This is a genomic window from Luteimonas sp. TWI596, from assembly GCF_039674105.1.
GTDB lineage: Bacteria > Pseudomonadota > Gammaproteobacteria > Xanthomonadales > Xanthomonadaceae > Luteimonas.
The window spans coordinates 170,368-187,831 of the sequence record NZ_JBDJMU010000003.1 but is presented as its reverse complement, the minus strand read 5'-3'; the positions used below and the strand labels follow the sequence as shown (position 1 = coordinate 187,831).

At 69.7% G+C, this 17,464-nt stretch carries 15 protein-coding genes; 8 read left to right on the top strand and 7 right to left on the bottom strand.

Features of this window, described 5'->3' with window-relative positions; translation table 11 throughout:
* The first annotated feature begins 15 nt into the window (after positions 1 to 15).
* Complete coding sequence (locus tag ABE487_RS03530; protein ID WP_346446596.1) at positions 16 to 483, top strand: hypothetical protein; 468 nt, start codon at positions 16 to 18, stop codon at positions 481 to 483.
* Positions 484 to 513: 30 nt separating this feature from the next.
* Here the strand turns inward: ABE487_RS03530 and ABE487_RS03525 are convergent, their stop codons facing one another.
* The 5 genes from ABE487_RS03525 to ABE487_RS03505 all read right to left on the bottom strand — a co-directional run bounded on the left by ABE487_RS03525 (position 514) and on the right by ABE487_RS03505 (position 6,136).
* A complete protein-coding gene (locus ABE487_RS03525; protein ID WP_346452620.1) occupies positions 514 to 1,989 on the bottom strand; it encodes a pitrilysin family protein in 1,476 nt (491 codons plus the stop codon).
* Between the two features lie 10 nt (positions 1,990 to 1,999).
* Complete coding sequence (locus tag ABE487_RS03520; protein WP_346452619.1) at positions 2,000 to 3,418, bottom strand: pitrilysin family protein; 1,419 nt, start codon at positions 3,416 to 3,418, stop codon at positions 2,000 to 2,002.
* A 399-nt stretch (positions 3,419 to 3,817) separates the two neighbouring features.
* Positions 3,818 to 5,110: a dicarboxylate/amino acid:cation symporter gene (locus ABE487_RS03515; RefSeq protein ID WP_346443868.1), complete on the bottom strand. Its 1,293-nt coding sequence runs from the start codon at positions 5,108 to 5,110 to the stop codon at positions 3,818 to 3,820.
* Positions 5,111 to 5,295: 185 nt separating this feature from the next.
* Positions 5,296 to 5,901 (bottom strand): hypothetical protein, encoded by a 606-nt coding sequence (locus ABE487_RS03510; protein WP_346452618.1) that lies wholly within the window; start codon positions 5,899 to 5,901, stop codon positions 5,296 to 5,298.
* Positions 5,840 to 6,136, bottom strand: a complete 297-nt coding sequence (locus ABE487_RS03505; RefSeq protein WP_346443865.1) for a response regulator — start codon at positions 6,134 to 6,136, stop codon at positions 5,840 to 5,842. The genes ABE487_RS03510 and ABE487_RS03505 overlap by 62 nt, the downstream gene beginning before the upstream one ends.
* Positions 6,137 to 6,276: 140 nt before the next feature.
* On the opposite strand from ABE487_RS03505, the gene ABE487_RS03500 reads away from it, so the two are divergent.
* The 3 genes from ABE487_RS03500 to ABE487_RS03490 all read left to right on the top strand — a co-directional run bounded on the left by ABE487_RS03500 (position 6,277) and on the right by ABE487_RS03490 (position 10,616).
* Positions 6,277 to 7,965: an alkaline phosphatase gene (locus ABE487_RS03500; protein WP_346452617.1), complete on the top strand. Its 1,689-nt coding sequence runs from the start codon at positions 6,277 to 6,279 to the stop codon at positions 7,963 to 7,965.
* 58 nt (positions 7,966 to 8,023) lie between these two features.
* Complete coding sequence (locus ABE487_RS03495; RefSeq protein WP_346443862.1) at positions 8,024 to 8,809, top strand: 3-hydroxybutyrate dehydrogenase; 786 nt, start codon at positions 8,024 to 8,026, stop codon at positions 8,807 to 8,809.
* A gap of 133 nt (positions 8,810 to 8,942) precedes the next feature.
* Positions 8,943 to 10,616, top strand: coding sequence for a LysM peptidoglycan-binding domain-containing protein (locus ABE487_RS03490; RefSeq protein ID WP_346452616.1), 1,674 nt, complete (start codon positions 8,943 to 8,945; stop codon positions 10,614 to 10,616).
* Between the two features lie 57 nt (positions 10,617 to 10,673).
* On the opposite strand, the gene ABE487_RS03485 is transcribed toward ABE487_RS03490, so the two are convergent.
* Positions 10,674 to 11,123: a CopD family protein gene (locus ABE487_RS03485; RefSeq protein WP_346443858.1), complete on the bottom strand. Its 450-nt coding sequence runs from the start codon at positions 11,121 to 11,123 to the stop codon at positions 10,674 to 10,676.
* A gap of 108 nt (positions 11,124 to 11,231) precedes the next feature.
* Here ABE487_RS03485 and ABE487_RS03480 point away from each other — a divergent pair, with 108 nt between their 5' ends.
* A complete protein-coding gene (locus ABE487_RS03480) occupies positions 11,232 to 11,834 on the top strand; it encodes a class I SAM-dependent methyltransferase (RefSeq protein ID WP_346446975.1) in 603 nt (200 codons plus the stop codon).
* A 78-nt stretch (positions 11,835 to 11,912) separates the two neighbouring features.
* Positions 11,913 to 13,232, top strand: coding sequence for a polyhydroxyalkanoate depolymerase (gene phaZ / locus ABE487_RS03475; protein WP_346452862.1), 1,320 nt, complete (start codon positions 11,913 to 11,915; stop codon positions 13,230 to 13,232).
* A gap of 238 nt (positions 13,233 to 13,470) precedes the next feature.
* On the opposite strand, the gene ABE487_RS03470 is transcribed toward phaZ, so the two are convergent.
* A complete protein-coding gene (locus ABE487_RS03470) occupies positions 13,471 to 14,853 on the bottom strand; it encodes a DEAD/DEAH box helicase (RefSeq protein WP_346446608.1) in 1,383 nt (460 codons plus the stop codon).
* 374 nt (positions 14,854 to 15,227) lie between these two features.
* Here ABE487_RS03470 and ABE487_RS03465 point away from each other — a divergent pair, with 374 nt between their 5' ends.
* A complete protein-coding gene (locus ABE487_RS03465; RefSeq protein WP_346443854.1) occupies positions 15,228 to 15,590 on the top strand; it encodes a hypothetical protein in 363 nt (120 codons plus the stop codon).
* Between the two features lie 3 nt (positions 15,591 to 15,593).
* Positions 15,594 to 17,441, top strand: coding sequence for a monovalent cation:proton antiporter-2 (CPA2) family protein (locus tag ABE487_RS03460; RefSeq protein WP_346452736.1), 1,848 nt, complete (start codon positions 15,594 to 15,596; stop codon positions 17,439 to 17,441).
* The last annotated feature ends 23 nt before the right edge of the window (positions 17,442 to 17,464 follow it).

Below are 17,464 nucleotides of genomic sequence, written 5' to 3'. Positions count from 1 at the left end.
CGCCCCCACCAGCGCATGCAACCCGCAGGTGCGCGCGTGCGCGACGATGCCGCCGCCCGCGCAGCGCCGCGTGGCCAGACGATCCGCACGCTGTCCTCGCTGATGCTCGGCATGCTGGCCGCCACGACGGTCGCGCTGGGTTTCGAGTTCCTCGGCAAGCGGCTGTTCCCGCTGCCGGCCGGTGCGCTGCCTACCGATGCCGGACCGACCGATCTGTTCGCGATCGCCCCGACCGGCATGTTGCTGCTGGTCGCGCTCGGCTGGCTGGCCGGGGCCTTGTGCGGCGGCTGGGTCGCCGCCCGCATCGCGCGCCGACGGCCGATGCGCATGGCACTGACGGTCGGCGCGCTGATCCTGATCGCCGTGCTGCTCAACGCCTGGCTGTTGCCGCAGCCGGTGTGGATGACCCTGCTCGACGCGATCGGCGCATTGCCCCTGGCCTGGTGCGGCGGGCGCTTGGCCGGCGCCGCACCGCGCCGTTGAACGACGCCGGCACATGCCGGCGCCCACGCCTCAAGGCGCGTCGTCCGCCTTGAACGCACCGAACGCCGTCAGTTGCCCGGCGACCGCGGCGTCGCCGACGACCACGATGCTCTGGCGCGCGGGATCGAAGAACGCGCGCGCGACCGCCTGCACCTCGGACGCCGTCACCGCGTTGGCCTGCTCGACGTAGCGGCTGAGGTAATCGGCCGGCCGGCCCAGTAGCCAGTTGGACGCCAGCGCCGAGGCCACCGCCCCCTGCAACTGGTTCTGGAACAGGTAGGTGCCGGCGGTGAAGCGCTTGGCGCGCTGCAACTCATCCTCCGGCACGGGCCGGGCGCGCATCCGCTCGAACTCGGCCAGGAACTCGCCGATCGCCGCACCGGTGACCTCGTTGCGCACGTCGGCCTGGGCCTGGAACGCCCCGCCCCGTGCGCGCAGGCCGAAGCTGCTGCCGGCGCCGTAGGTATAGCCTTTGTCCTCGCGCAGATTGCGCATCAGGCGGCTGTCGAAACCGCCACCGAGGATGGTGTTGGCGAGCGCGGCGGGGATCGCCCGCGCGTCGTCGGCTGCGAACGCCGGACGGCCGATCCGCACTGCCGACTGCACACTGCCGGCGCGCGGCACCAGGACGAATTGTGGCCGGCCGGTCTCCGCGGGCGCGGGCACCTCGGCGATGGCATCACCGCGGCCCGCCCAGTCGCCGAACGCGTCACGCGCGAGCGCCAGTGCCGCGTCGTCCGACAGCGGGCCGGCGATCACCAACAACGCCTGCTCGGGTCGGAAGCGCGCGGCATGCGCGGCCTGCAGGGCCGCGACGTCGGTGGCGGCAATGCTGGCCTCGGTCGGCAGCGTGTTGCCGTAAGGGTGGTCACCAAACAGCACGCGCCCCATCGCACGGTTGGCCTGGTAGGCCGGCTGCGCCTGCATCGCCTTGAGGCTCTGCAGCGCGTTGGTCTTGGCCAGTTGCACTTCGCTGGCCGGGAACGCCGGGTGGCGCACCACGTCGGCGAACAGTGCCGCCAGTGGCTGCGCCGACGACGACAGACCGGATGCGGCGATGACGAGCCCGTCGCTGCTCGCACTGGCCGAGATCGACGCCCCCAGACGTTCGAGCGTCTCGGCGATCTGCACCGAGGTGCGCGTCGCGGTCCCTTCCTGCAGCAGGCCGGCGAGCAGGTTCGACATGCCCGGCAGCGCAGTCGGGTCGCTTGCCAGACCGCCGCGCAGGGCCAGCACGTAGTCGACCTTCGGCAGGCCGCCCGCGCGCGGCACGATCCAGACCGTCAGGCCATTGTCGAGCCGGCGCTCGACCAGGCCCAGTTCGGGCAGCGGCCGGTCGGCGCCGTAGGCCGGCAGGTCGGCGGGCAACACGGTCGGCGGCGCCTCGGCCGGTGGCGCACCGGGCGCAGCTTGCGACTGCGCCTGCGCGGCGGCGGCCATCAGGCAGGCGCCGAGCGCCAGAACGAGTGGACGCACTGCGCGTGCACGGCGATACGGGATGTCCATGGCGGTCTCCTCAGTCCTGCGCGGGGGTGGCGGGGGCCGGTGCGGCCGGCGGGGCGATCCCGCGTGCCGGGGCCATCGCGGCCGGTACGCGGTCGATGACAGTGCGGTTGTCGTCGGTCAGGTAAGTCCTGGCGACGCGCTGCACGTCGGCCACGGTCACCGACCGCACCCAGCCGGGCACTGCGTTGAGCGTTTTCGCATCGCCCCACAGCAACTGCGCCTTGGCCAATTCGTCGGCACGCGAGATGAACGGCTCGAGGCCGTCGACGTAATCGGCCAGCAGCTTGGTCTTGGCCGCGGCCAGCGTCTGCGCCGGCACGCCCTCGGCCACGATCCGCGCGATCTCCTCGTCCATCGCGGCGAGCACGGCGTCGGGCGAGACATCGGGCTTGTAGAGGGCGAACAGTGTCATCAACGTCGGGCCGTCGTAGTCCCAGGCGTGCCCCAGCGGCCAGCCCACTCCGCCGTCGATATTGAGCAGGTGTTCGCGCCCCTTGACCAACCCCTGGTACAGCCGCGACGCGTCGCCGCCGGCGAGCACCTGCGCCAGTACCGCCATCGGCGCCTGGTCGGCATGGCCGCGCGGCGGCATCTTCCAGCCCACCGCCAGCGCGGGCACCTGCGCCAGCGCATCGCTCTGCGCTTCGCGCCTTTCGCGCGTGTTCAGTGGCTCGGACACGTCCGGCCGCGCGGGCGTCGCACGTGCAGGGATGTCGCCGAAGTACTGTTCGACCAGCGCGAACGCCTCGTCCGGCGCGATGTCGCCGACGATGCCCACCACCGCGTTGTTGGGCCCGTAGTAATCGCGATGGAAGGCCTCGACATCGGCCAGCGTCGCACCCTCGAGATCCTTGAAGCTGCCGTAACCATCGTGCGCGTTGGCCCACTTGTCGAACGCCAGACGGTTGATGTCGAACACGAAGAACAGCCCATAGGGCTGGTTCTGCACATTGACGCGGATCTCTTCCTTGACCACGTCCTGCTGGTTCTTCAGGTTCTGCGCAGAGAAGTCGAGCGTCTTCATCCGATCCGCTTCCAGCCACAGAATCGGCGCGAGCGCCGACACCGGCGCGGTCTCGATGTAGTTGGTGTAGTCGGGCCGCGTCGAGCCGTTGAGCCGGCCACCGCCGCCCTGGATCACGCGGTCGAACACGCCCTTGGGGGCGATCGGCGTGCCCTGGAACATCAAGTGCTCGAACAGATGCGCAAAGCCCGTCCGGTCCTCGGGCTCGAGCCGCATGCCCACGTGGTAGACCACGCTGACGCCGACGGTGGGCGAGCTGCGGTCCTGCGACACCACGACGGTCAGCCCGTTGTCCAGGCGCCGGGTCTCGATCGGCAGTTGCCAGTCGGCGGTCTGCGCGGCCGCCGGCGCGGCCAACATCGCGAGCAGCACGCATGCACCGCCCAGTCCTGCGAGTCGTCTCATGTCGATCCCCTTGCCGCCCCGCTCCCGGGGGCGCGAAGCCCGACTATAGGCCGCATCGCCGGCGTCGCGGTGTGCCGCAGGTCATGCCCCGGCCTGCACGCGCCGCTCACACTTGCCGTCCGTCGGCACGCGATGGCGCCCGATCGTCGGCTGCAGGACGCCGGGGCGGCGTTCGCCCAGCGCAACCGTGCTCACGTGCTGTCCCGACATGCCGGCTTTGCCGCTGGCCGCCGATGCAGTCGCCCGCAACGCCGATTGTTCGGGCCAGAACGCAGTGTGGACTGCGGCCGGATGCCGCTGCAGGACCAGGGCCTGCCGATGTTCGAGCCGCGACCCAACGCGCCACTCAACCGCGCCCTGCAACGCTGGGCGAGGTGGCGCCCGGCGACGCCGCCTGCGTCAGCGCGGCGCGTCGGCGTCGGGATCGGGATCGTCGAGCCCGACGTTGCTGCTCGCCGCCTCGAAGACCTCGCGATCGAGCAGGCCAGTCTCGCGCGCGACCAGCACCGGCACCAGCATCTGCCCGGTGACGTTGGTCATCGTGCGCATCATGTCCAGGATCCGGTCGATCGCCAGCAGCAGGCCCAGGCCCTCGAGCGGCAGGCGGGCCGCCGACAGCACGACCGTCGCCATCACCACTGCCGTGCCCGGCACGCCAGCGGTGCCGAAGCTGCCGAGCACCGAGGCCAGCAGGATCGCCGCGTACTGCGCGAAACTCAGCTCGATGCCGAAATACTGCGCGATGAATACCGAGGCCAACGTCGGATAGATCGCGCCGCAGCCGTCCATCTTGATCGTCGCACCCAGCGGCACCGCGAACGCGGCGTAGTCGCGGTTCACGCCCAGGTTGTGGGTGACCGCACGCAGCGCGACCGGCATCGCCGCCAGGCTCGACGAACTGACGAACGCGACCTGCATGCCGGGCGCGGCGCCGCGGAAGAACTTCAGCGGATTGAGTCCATGCACCAGCAGCAGGCCGCTGTAGACGATGACGATGTGCGCGGCGCACGCGACATACAGCGCGATCACAAAGCTGCCCAACGGCAGCAGCTTCTCGAAGCCGTAGGTGCCCACGAGGGCGGCGATCAGGCCGAAGGTGCCGAGCGGGGTCATCTCGAGCACGAAGCGCGTGACCTGGATCATCGCATCCGACGCCTGGCCGACCAGCGTGCGCAGCGCCGCCACGCGCTCGCCGAGCTTGACCAGTGCAAAGCCGAGCAGGCCGGCGAAGAAGATGACCTGCAGGATCCGTCCTTCCGACAGCGCCGCGAACGGGTTGGTCGGCACCACACTCAGCAGCACCTCGACCGGGGTCGGCACCTCGCGCGGGGTGTAGTCGGCGGCCACGGTCAGCGAGCCCGGCTCCACGCCGAGCCCGGGATTGAAGGTGTAGGCGACAGCGAAGCCGACGCCCACCGCGAGCACCGCGGTCGCGGCGAACCAGCCGAACGTGCGCCCGCCGAGCGCAGCGATCGACTGCTGCCCGTGCAAGGCGGCGACCGCATTGATGACCGCGAAGAACACCAGCGGCACCGCGATCATCCGGATCAGGTTGACGTACAGCGTGCCCAGTGGCTGCAGCCAGGTGCCGGCTGCCGGCCCGAGCAGCCAGCCGGCCAGCGCGCCGAGCACGAAGGCACCGAGCACGCGCTGCCAGAACGGAATCCTGAACCACCATGCCACTGCGTTCATTGCGGCCTGCCCGAAACGTCGAACTGCGACGATACGTGAGCGCATGGGGGTTGGCGATGCCCCTGCCGCGACGCCAGCGTCCCATCAGTGCAACGCCCGGCGACATCGACTGCCACCAAGTGCGCGGATGCAACTACTGGCGGGCGACGACAGTCAGCCCGGTGTAGCTGCCGCTCAACTGCAGGTCATACGTGCCCGCCTGGGGCGCGGTGATGCGGATCGTTTCGATATTGCTGCCCGCACGCGCCGAGCGGAACGCGTCGTCGGTCGACGTTGGCGGTGCGCCATAGCGCGCGAGCAGGGTGACGTTGCCGGGGCCGGCCAGCGTCATCAGCGTCAACGTGCGACCGGCCTGCGCCTCGAAGCGGAAGCGCGCCCTCGCCGTTGGAGGCCAGGCCGGTGACGTCGGCGCCATTGAACAGTTGGGTGCCGAGTGCGCAGGTCTCGGTGGCCGGATCGAAGTCATGGACGTTGTCGGAGACCGCGGCGATCAGGCGGTCGCGCGCGACTGTCTCGCCCTCGGCTTCGACCGGGCACTGCAGCATCCGCCGCTCGGATTTGGTCAGCGCCGCGCCGTGGCCGCTGGACCCGACCAGACGCCAGCCGTTGTCGGCCAGTCGCCAGCCATCGGCCGGTGCCGGCGACGGCGCATCGCCGTGCAGGCGACGGGCGAGGCTGTGCAGGGTCGCCGCCAGCAGGTCGATCTCCACCGGCTTGGCCAGATAGGCATCAGCCCCTTCGTTGAGCCCGCGCACCCGGTCGGGCGTATCGCGCCGGGCGGTCAGCATCACGATGCGCCATCCGCGGATGGCGCATACGCAAGCTCCGCGCGACGTCGTAGCCGCTGGCGTCGGGCAGGCCGACATCCAGTACCACGATGTCCGGCACGCCGCGGCGCAGGCGCTGCTCGAGTTCGGCGGCGCTGGCCATGCCTTCGATCTGAAAGCCGAAGTCGGCCAGGCGCGGCAGCAGGATGCGCTCGCGCAGCATGTCGTCGTCTTCGAGCAGCGCAATGGTCAGCGTCATCGTCGTCGTTCCGCGCCGGCAGGCGTGGGGGAGTCGCCTCGCCGGCGCTCCGATGGTAGCGCGCCGCGCGACCGACACGAGCCTGCCATGCGGGGCGGGCATAATGGAGGCGCATCTTTTCGTTACCGGGCCGACTCTCCATGCGCGTTCTCTCCGCGGGCCTCGCCTGCACCCTGACCCTGCTCTGCGCCGCCTGCGCCTCCATCGACATCCCCACGCCGCCCCAGGCCGGCACCGCACTGCACGTCGACGTCCCCGTCGCCGCCCGTCCCGCCGACGAGACCGCGCAATGGTGGTACCGCAGCGGCGCCGCGCGCGCAGCGGGCAATGGCGCGATGGCCGGGAACGCGAAGAACGTCATCGTCTTCCTCGGCGACGGCATGAGCCTGACCACGGTCGCCGCGGCCCGGATTCTCGAAGGCCAGCGCAACGGCGGCAGCGGCGAGGAGCACCAGCTGAGCTGGGAGCACTTCCCGCACACCGGGTTGAGCAAGACCTACAACACCGATTCGCAGACGCCCGATTCGGCCGGCACGATGACCGCGGTCGCCACCGGTGTGAAGTCGCACATGGGCGCGATCGGCGTCTCGGCCGGCGACCGCACCGACTGCGCCGACAGCCAGGGCCGGCACCTGCAGTCGTGGCTGCGCCTGGCCGCCGAGGCCGGCCTTGCGACCGGCATCGTGACGACCGCGCGGCTGACCCACGCCACCCCCGCCGCGACCTACGCCCACGTCCCGGACCGCAACTGGGAAAGCGATGTCGACATGCCCGAGGCCGCACGCGCGGCCGGCTGCCGCGACATCGCCAGCCAGTTCGTCGACGCGGTACGCGATGGCTACGGCCCGCGCGTCGCCCTGGGCGGTGGCGCCCGGCCGTTCCTGCCCGATGCGGAGGTGATGCCCGGCATCCGCGGCCAACGCCGCGACGGACGCAACCTCGTCGAAGAGTGGCAGGCGGCCCGGCCCGATGGCGCATTCGTCTGGACCACGCGGCAGTTGCAAGCGGCGCGTGCATCGTCGTCGGTGCTGGGGCTGTTCGGCCTCAGCCACATGGACTACGAGCACGACCGCGATACCGGTCCTGATGGCCAGCCCGACCTGGAAACGATGACGCGCTTCGCGATCGACGCCCTCTCGCGCGACGGCAAGGGCTACGTGCTGCTGGTCGAGAGCGGCCGCATCGATCACGCCAACCACGCCGGCAACGCGTTCCGCGCCCTGGACGAGACCGTCTCGATGTCGCGCGCGGTGCAGGCGGCCGTCGATCTGACCTCCGCCGACGACACGCTGATCCTGGTCACCGCCGACCACTCGCACACGCTGAACTTCGTCGGCTATCCGGCGCGCGGCAATCCGATCCTGGGCAAGGTCCGCGGCCGTACCGGCGAAGAGGGCGACCCCACCGCCTATGCGCTCGATGCCACCGGCCTGCCCTACACCACGCTGTCCTATGCCAACGGCCCGGGCTACACCGGCGCCAGCGACCAGCAACCGGCCGGCCCCAAGACCCACCCCCACGCACCCCGCAGCGTCGAGCCGGCGCACGGACGTCCGGACCTGCGCGCGGTCGACACCGAGCACCCGGACTACATGCAGGAGGCGCTGGTGCCGATGAAGAGCGAGTCGCATGGCGGCGACGACGTCGGTATCTGGGCGCGCGGTCCGGGCAGCGACGCGGTGCGCGGCACGATGGAGCAGAACGCGATCTACCACATCATCGTGCAGGCCACGCCAGCCTTGCGTACCAAGCTGTGTGCAGATGGCCACTGCAACGCCGACGGCGTGCCGGTCGAGCTGCCGAGGCCGGCGCCGGCGCGCACGCACTGACGCACGTGCCCGCGGCCGCGCTAAGCTGCGCGGCATCTTCCCCATGACGAACGCGCGCATGAATCGTCTCGACGGCAAGGTCTGCGTGGTCACCGGCGCAGCCAGCGGCATCGGCCGGCGCATCGCCGAGGTCTATGCCGCGGCTGGCGGACGGGTGGTCGTCGCCGACCTGGCGGCCGAGGCCGCCGAGACGGTCGCCGGCCAGATCCGCAGCGCCGGCGGCGATGCCCTGGCGTTGGCGATGAATGTCGCCGACGAGGCGCAGGTCGTGGACGGGATCGCCCGCGCGATCGCGCATTACGGCAGGATCGACGTGCTGGTCGCCAACGCCGGCATCCAGATCGTCAGTCCGATCGTCGACTTCGACTTCACCGACTGGAAACGGCTGCTCGCAATCCATCTCGACGGCGCGTTCCTGACCACCCGCGAATGCCTGCGCGACATGGCCAAGCGCCGCGCAGGCGGCGCGATCATCTACATGGGCTCGGTGCATTCCCACCTCGCCTCCAAGCTCAAGGCCCCCTACGTCACCGCCAAGCACGGGTTGCTCGGCCTGGCCCGCACGGTGGCCAAGGAAGGCGCCGAATACGGCGTGCGCGCGAACGTGGTCTGCCCTGGCTTCGTGCGGACGCCACTGGTGGACAAGCAGATTCCCGAACAGGCACAGGCGCTGGGGCTGAGCGAGGACGAAGTCGTCAGCCAGGTCATGCTCAAGGACACCGTGGACGGCGAATTCACCACGCTCGACGATGTCGCCAACGTCGCGTTGATGCTGGCCGCATTCGAGACCAACGCGCTGACCGGGCAAAGCTTGAACGTCAGTCATGGGTGGTCGATGCAGTAACCGCAGGGCGACTGCGCATCGCTGAATCGAGGCTGGCTCGACGGGTGTTTTACGCCCCGACCTGGGGACAACCCCAGGTCCCGACGATAGGCCCGGCTCTTATCCTGAATGGGATCTCCCTTTCAGGTTTCGCATGAGCATTCAGCCCGCCGCATCGCACGCGCCGTCGTCGCTTCCCGCATCCCCGTCCACCGAGCCCGCGCGCCACACCGTGCAACCGGCCGAGAGCCTGGTTCAGATCGCGAACCAGTACGGTGTTTCGCCGCAGGACCTGCTCAAGGCGAACCCGCAGGTCGTGAACCCGGAGATGATCTATCCCAGCGACGAGCTGGTGATCCCCACGCGCACATCGCACAGCGACAGCCAGGGGGTCTCGATCTCCAACACCGGCGGCATCAGCGCCAATCAGGGCACGCGCACCGACGCCCGCACCACCTACACCAGCGATGCCGGCACCGTGCACCAGTCCACCACGTCGGCCAGCGGCAACGTGAGCGTCAATCCGGAGGCCGGCTCGGTCACCGCGTCGGGCGGCGTGTCCTTCAGCGAGTCGGTGAAATCGGCCAACGGCTATGGCGTGAGCTTCGGCGCCGGTGCGAATGCGTCGGTGACCGGCGGCGTCAACACCGCCGATGGCGTGACCACGTATAAGGCCTCGACCGACGTCTCGGTGTTCCTCAAGGGCGGCGTGAACACGCCGCAGGCCGGCGTCGAGCTCGGCCGGACCGACGGCATCCGCGCCAGCTACCAGGTCGCGATGCCGGCCGATGCCGGTGTCGACCCGCTGTCGGTCAACCCGTTCTCGCCGCGCTCGATGCCGGTGGGGTCCACCGTCACGATGAACGGCTCGGACTACACCACCAACGAATTCAAGGCGACCTTCCGCAATCTCGCCACGCAGACCAAGGTCACCGACGAGACCGGCGTCAGCACGGTGATCGCGCGCACCGGCGAGGACACCGTCCGCGTGACCGCGGGGCCGACCGAGGCGGTCAAGGCCTACAACGGCGTCGGCGTGGAGTTCGGGATCGGCAACGTCATGCTGGGCCGCAACGACAGCCTGTCGGGCGCGACGCTGCGCACCGCCGAGTTCGACCTGTCCACCGAGGCCGGCCAGGCCGCCTACAACGATTTTCTGGCCGCCGGCCGCATGCCCGAGAGCAACGGCGCCGGCATTGCCGACGTCGCCACCATCGAGCGCCTGGACTACAGCTCGCAGACCAATCTCAGCGCCAAGCTCGGGCCGGTGAACCTGTCGCTCGACGGCGCCCGCAATACCGGCAACATGGTCGTGACCACGCGTCCTGACGGCAGCGTCGAACGCAACGTCGACCTGCAGTACGCGGGCAATGTGCCGATGAACGTGACCCAGCGCTGGGACGCGAACGGCAACGAGATCGCCAGTGCGCGCGTCTACAGCTACGACGTCAAGGTCGACCAGAGCAATGTGCAGATGCTCAACGCCGCGTTGAGCGGCGGCCTCGACGGCACGCCGGTGCAGGAAGGCCAGACCGTGAGCCTGAGCTTCAGCGAGCAGCAGATGGCCGCACTGGCCGGCAAGACCGCCACCGCGGTCGGCAACGGTGCGCATATGAGCCTGGGCCACTTGCTGGGCTATCAGAACCGCGACGGCAGCTACCCCACGCCCGAGGCCTGGGACTTCGCACTCTCGCTGGGCCGCAACCTGGGCAACAGCGACTACGGCCTGTCGGAGCGGCTGTTCTCGATCTCCGACGGCAGCACGGCGGGCGGCTTCGGCGACCGCAGCTACGCACGCATCGACGCCGGCGTCACCGCGCACAAGTGAGACAGGACACGCCCCGGTCGGCCACACGCCGACCGGGGCGGTGTGCTTGATCGGGCTTTAGAACGGCTTGGCGATCACCAGATACACCACGCCCACCAGCAACAGCACTGGCACTTCGTTGAACCAGCGCAGCGCACGCGTCGAGGGCAGCGCGCGGCCGCGGCCGGCGCCCTTGAGCCAGCGGCCACCGACGACGAAATGCGCGAACAGCAGCGCCACCAGCAGCAGTTTGGCGTGCATCCAGCCCGCGCCGCCGACCATCGTCGGGAAATCCGGCAGCACCCGATAGCCCAGCCACAGCACCAGGCCCAGCGCGACCGCCAGGCCTGCCATCACGTGGCCGAAGCGATACAGCCGACGCCCCATCAGTACCAGCCGCTCGTGCACGTCGACGCGGCCCTGCGCCTCGACCAGGTTGATCAGGATCCGCGGCAAATAGAACGCAGCGGCGACCCAGGCCATCACGAACACCAGGTGAAACGTCTTGACCCACAGATAGGCTTGCATCGCGCGCTGGCTCCTCTGACTGGCGCATAGGATCGCATGTCGCTCCGCGTCCGTTCGCGCGCGGCACGGCCGCTTAGAATGGCCGCCCCTTTTGTGCCGGCATTTTCGATGGCCAAGCAGTACGACCGTGCCTATTTCGACCGCTGGTATCGCGCCGGCGACATCGGCGGACCGGCGCGCCTGGCGCGCAAGGTCGCGCTCGCGGTCGCGACCGCCGAATACCATCTCGAACGGCCATTGCGCAGCGTGCTCGACATCGGCTGCGGCGAAGGCGCCTGGCGCGCGCCGCTGCTGAAATTGCGCCCCAAGGCGCAGTATCTGGGCTTCGATGCCAGCCGCTACGCCGTCGCTCGTCATGGGCGCAGGCGCAACCTGCACCTCGCGCGCTTCGGCGATTTCGCGATGCTGCGGCCTTGCCCCCCGGTCGATCTGCTGGTGTGCAGCGACGTGATGCATTACCTGGACACGCGCGAACTCGATCGCGGCCTGCCCGGTCTGGCCGAGCTGTGCGGCGGTGTCGCGTTCCTGGAGACGTTCGCCCGTGAGGACGGCGCCGAAGGCGACGAGGACGGCTTTCGGCAGCGGCCTGCCCGCTTCTACCGCACGCGGTTCACCAGCGTGGGATTTCGCCCGCTCGGCTCGCATTGCTGGCTCTCGCCGGCCTTGGCCGACGCCGCCACCGCGCTCGAATTGGCGCCGATGACGGGCTGAATCCGGTCGCAATGCCGCAGGACCGGTTCATGCGGCCTAGAATATGTTGCAACGCACAACCCGCCCCGGATACCCGCCATGCTGTTCTATCAAATGCACGAACTTGGCCGCGCGTGGATGAAGCCATGGACGCTGCTGGCCGACGCCACCGCGCGCGCCTATGCGCCCGGCGGCACCTGGCTGTCGCAGTTGGCGGGTGCCGACCAGGTGGCCGCGGCCAATGAGCTGCTCTACCGGATCGGCAAGGACTACGAAAAACCGGCCTTCGACATCCATTCGGTCGAGCACAACGACCGCACCTATCCGGTCGTGCAGCTCGACGAACTGGAACTGCCGTTCTGCAAGCTGCTGCGCTTCAAGCGCTACACCGACGATCCGGCGCACCTGGAGGTGATCCGCGCCCAGCCGCGGGTGCTGGTAGTCGCGCCGCTGTCGGGCCACCACGCCACGCTGTTGCGCGATACCGTGCGCACGCTGCTGCGCGACCACAAGGTCTACATCACCGACTGGGTGGACGCGCGGATGGTGCCCACCGAGTCCGGGGGGTTCTCGCTCGACGACTATGTCACCTACATCGAGACCTTCATCCGTCACATCGGTGCCGAGGATCTGCACGTGATCAGCGTCTGTCAGCCCACCGTGCCAGTGCTCGCGGCCGTGTCGCTGATGGCCGCGCGTGGCGAGCCGACGCCGCGCTCGCTGGTGATGATGGGCGGGCCGATCGACACCCGGCAGTCGCCGACCGCGGTCAACAACCTGGCGACCGAAAAGCCGCTGTCGTGGTTCCAGCACAACGTCATCCACCCGGTGCCGATGAACTACCCCGGGCGCGGGCGCCTGGTCTATCCGGGTTTCCTGCAGCACATGGGCTTCATGGCGATGAATCCCGAACGGCACCTGGAATCGCACCGGGCGTTCTACGAGAACCTGATCAAGGGCGACCTGGAGGACGCGCAGGCGCACCGCCGGTTCTACGACGAGTACAACGCCGTGCTCGACATGCCGGCCGAGTACTACCTCGACACGATCCGCGTGGTGTTCCAACAGCACCTGCTGCCGCGCGGGCGCTGGGTGGTGGCCGGCGAACCGGTCGACCCGTCGCGGATCACCGGCACCGCGCTACTGACGGTCGAAGGTGAACTCGACGACATCTCCGGCGAAGGCCAGACGCGCGCGGCTCACACGCTGTGCACCGGCATCGCCGAGACCGACCGCGCCCACCTCACCGTCGAAGGTGCGGGCCACTACGGCATCTTCAGCGGCCGCCGCTGGCGCAACCAGGTCTACCCGCAGGTCCGCGACTTCATCGCCGCGCACGGCGGCTCGGCCGCGACGCCGCAGCGCACGGTGCCCAAGACGCCATCGGCCCCGCGCAAGGTCACGCGCAATAACGGCTGACGGCTCGCCGCATAAACCGGGGACACAGTGAAATTTCGCCTCGCGAAATTGCACTCTGACCCCGGTTTTGTGTTTGCAGAGCAGGGACGCAATGGCCGGCCCGCGCGATGCGCTCACCGAGGACGACCGCACTGCGCGAGCGGGCAGACGCAAGCGTCCTTCCGACCAGGCGAGAACCTCCAAAAAAAACCCCGCTTCCGGCAAGCGGAAGCGGGGTGGGATGCCGCGCGCCGATGGCTCAGACGCGGGTGTCTTGCCGTGCGCCCTGCGACCGGCCCGCGCCCTGGCGGTGCGGCCTGGGACCGGCGTGCGCATGCGCGCCGCGCTCCTGCGGCTTGCCATGACCGCGCGCCGCGGGCTTGCGCGGCGGACGCTGGCCGCCGGGCTTCTGCTCGCCCATGCGCGCGCCCGGACGACCACCGGCGGGCTGGCGACGCTGACCGCCGCCGTTCTTCGGGATCGGCGTATCCAGCCGGACCGGCTGGCTCGGCTCGTAGCCCTCGACCGCGCTCATATCGATCTCGGCCTTGAGCATGCGCTGGATCTGGCGCAGCAGACCGCCCTCCTCCGGCGACACCAGCGACAGCGCCTCGCCCGACGCGCCGTTGCGGCCGGTCCGGCCGATGCGGTGCACATAGTCCTCGGCGACCATCGGCAGATCGTGGTTGATCACCAGCGGCAGGTTCGGAATATCGAGTCCGCGCGCGGCGACGTCGGTCGCGACCAGGATGCGGGCGCGGCCGGACTTGAACGCATCCAGTGCCTTCTGCCGCTGCGCCTGGCTCTTGTTGCCGTGGATCGCCACCGACGGCAGACCGGACTCGGCCAACTGCTCGGCCAGGCGGTTGCAGCCGTGCTTGGTCTTGCCGAACACCAGCACCTGGTCGGTGTGGCGCTTGGACAGCAGATCGACCAGCAGATCGCGCTTGCGGCTGTTGTCGACCGGGTGGGCGCGGTGGGCGATGGTGTCGGCGATCGTGCTGTTGGCCGCGACCTGCACCTGCTTGGGATCGCGCATGAACTCCAGCGCCAGCGCCTTGATCCGCGGCTCGAACGTGGCCGAGAACAGCAGCGTCTGGCGCGCCTTGGGCACACGGCCGAGGATGCGCTTCATCTGCGGCAAAAAGCCCATGTCGAGCATGCGGTCGGCTTCGTCGAGCACCAGCAGCTCGACCGCGTCGAGCTTGGCATGGCCCGAATCCATATGGTCGAGCAGGCGACCCGGACAGGCGACGAGGATGTCGACGCCACGGCGCAGGTTATCGATCTGCGGCTGCATGCCTGCGCCGCCGAAGATCGTCGTGACATTCATGCGCAGGTGGCGGCCGTACGCCTTGAGGTTGTCGGACACCTGCACCGCGAGCTCGCGGGTCGGCACCAGGATCAGCGCGCGCGGCTTGCGCGGCCCCTTGGGCGGGGTCTCCTTGGCCAGGCGCTGCAGCAGCGGCAGGCCGAACGCGGCAGTCTTGCCGGTGCCGGTCTGGGCGCCGCCCAGCACATCGTGTCCGCCCAGCACCAGCGGGATGGCTTCGGCCTGGATCGGGGTGGGGGTGGTGTAGCCGGTTTCGGTCAGCGCGCGCAGCAGCGCGGGCGACAGCCCGAGGGTTTCGAACGTGGTCATGCAAGGACTCCTGTGGGCCAGTCCACGTCCCGGCGGCCCGCGCATGCGGGCGACAGCCGATGGCCGTGACGATGGCGATGGACCCCGGAGCTATCCGTAAACCGCGCTGCGAGATCCGATGTGACGGCACCGGGAACGCCCGGGCACCGTGTCTGCGCGACGAAAGACGTGCGGGATAAGGACCGGAACGGCGCGAAGCGCCGACGGCATACCAGGATCGTGACCGGGTCCGGGGACCTTGGGTGGGCGACCGCGCTGCAGGACCCGCCCATTCTAGGGCACTGCGGCCCGCGGCGCCATCGTCGCGGACCGGGTCTGTGCGTTGCACAGCGCATATGGCACGCTGCGTCGGGTTCCCGTTCACGGAGTTTTCGATGGCCTCTGGTTCCGGCGCCCACGGCGGCGCGGTCACGCTCGGTCGCTGGCTGCTCGCCGCGGTCTTCATCGTCGCCGGCGCGCTGCGCCTGTGGGCGGCGCTGCGCGGCGCGCCGACCTCCGACACGACGCTGGCCTTCAGCCTGGCCCAATTGCTGGTGGGCGTACTGATCGTCGCCGGCTGGCAGCTGCGCTGGACCGCGTTGGCGGCCGTCGTACTGGTGCTCATCGATGCTCTGCTCTCGCATCCGTTCTGGGCGGTGCGCGCTGCCGCCCGCACCGGTCAGATGCTGCAGTTCCTGCAGCAACTGGGGCTGGCCGGCGGTTTCCTGTTGTTGTCGGCGATGGCGCCGAGGCGCTGACCGATGGCCGCCGACGCCCACGACACCACCGGTCAGTTGGTCCAACTGGTCGCGTTGCTGGGTGCAGCGGTCGTCGCCGTACCGCTGTTTCGACGGTTCCGTCTGGGCTCGGTGCTCGGCTATCTCGCCGCGGGCCTGGCGATCGGCCCGTTCGGCCTGGGCTGGTTCTCCGACCCACAGGCGATCCTGCATGTGGCCGAACTGGGCGTGGTGATGTTCCTGTTCGTGATCGGCCTGGAGATGCGGCCCTCGCACCTGTGGGCGTTGCGCCGGCAGATCTTCGGGCTGGGCGCCTTGCAGATCCTGCTCGCGACCACCGCGCTGACCCTGGTGGCGTATGCGTTCGGCTTCCCCTGGCCGGTCGCGTTCGTCGGCGCCGCCGGCTTCGTGATGACCTCGACCGCAGTGGTCATGCAACTGCTGTCGGAGCGCGGCGAGATCGCGCTGCCGCACGGCCGCAAGATCGTCTCGGTGCTGCTGTTCGAAGACCTGCTGATCGTGCCGTTGCTGGCCTCGATCGCGTTCCTGTCGCCGACGCCGGAGGCCGCAGCCGACGCGCCGTCGCGCTGGACGGCGATCGCGACCGGCATCGGCTCGCTGGCCGCACTGGTCGTGGCCGGCATCTACTTGCTCAATCCCCTGTTCCGGATCCTCGCCGCCGCGCGCGCGCGCGAGGTGATGACCGCCGCCGCGCTGCTGGTGGTGCTCGGTGCGGCCTTGCTGATGCAACTAGGCGGGCTGTCGATGGCGATGGGCGCATTCCTGGCCGGCGTGCTGCTGTCCGAATCCGCGTTCCGGCACCAGATCGAAGCCGACATCGAACCGTTCCGCGGCCTGCTGCTGGGCCTGTTCTTCCTTGGCGTGGGCATGGCATTGGATGTGGCGGTGGTGGTCGAGGACTGGCCGCTGATTGTCTCGGCGGTGCTGGCGTTGATGGCGACCAAGGCCCTGTGCATCTACGTCGTCGCGCGTGTCACCCGCAGCGGCCATCGCGAAGCGCTCGAACGCGCGGTGCTGATGGCCCAGGGTGGCGAGTTCGCGTTCGTGCTGTTCGCCGCCGCGGCCGCGAGCGGCCTGATCCAGGCCCGGGTCAACGCCACCCTGACCGCCGTCGTCGTGCTGTCGATGGCGCTTACCCCACTGGTGGTCCTGGCCGCTGGACGCTGGACAGCCCGCCGTGATCGGCCCTCGCTCGATGGCGTGGAGGCCGTCGCCGACCAGACCGGCAGCGTGCTGATCATCGGCTTCGGTCGCTTCGGTCAGGTCATGAGTCAGTCGCTGCTGGCCCGGGACGTCGACGTGACGATCATCGACACCGACATCGAGATGATCCAGAGCGCCGCCGACTTCGGCTTCAAGGTCTACTACGGCGACGGCACCCGGCTCGACGTGCTGCACGCCTCGGGTGCGCACAGCGCCCGCGCGATCGCGGTCTGCGTCGACGATCGCGATGCCGCCGACCGCATCGTCGAACTGGTCACCCACGAATTCCCCCAGGCCCGGCTGCTGGTCCGCGCCTACGACCGCGAGCATGCACTGAAGCTGGTCAATGCCGGCGTCGACGTGCAGGTACGCGAGACCTTCGAATCGGCGGTGCTGTTCGGCGCCGCTGCGCTGCGCGCACTCGGGGTCGACGACGACGAAGCCGATGCGATCGCCGCCCAGGTGCGCCGCCTCGACGCCGAACGCTTCGACCTGGAAACCGCGAACAACGACACCCGCGCCGGCATCCCGCTGCTGATCAAGAACACCGACGCGCCAGGCCCCAAGCCCGTGCCGTTCACCCGGCCGCGGCGCGAGGGGCGGTCGTTGAACGATGACCCCGCGCCTCCGCCCGCCGACCCGCACTGACAGCCGCCCGATACTCAGCACGG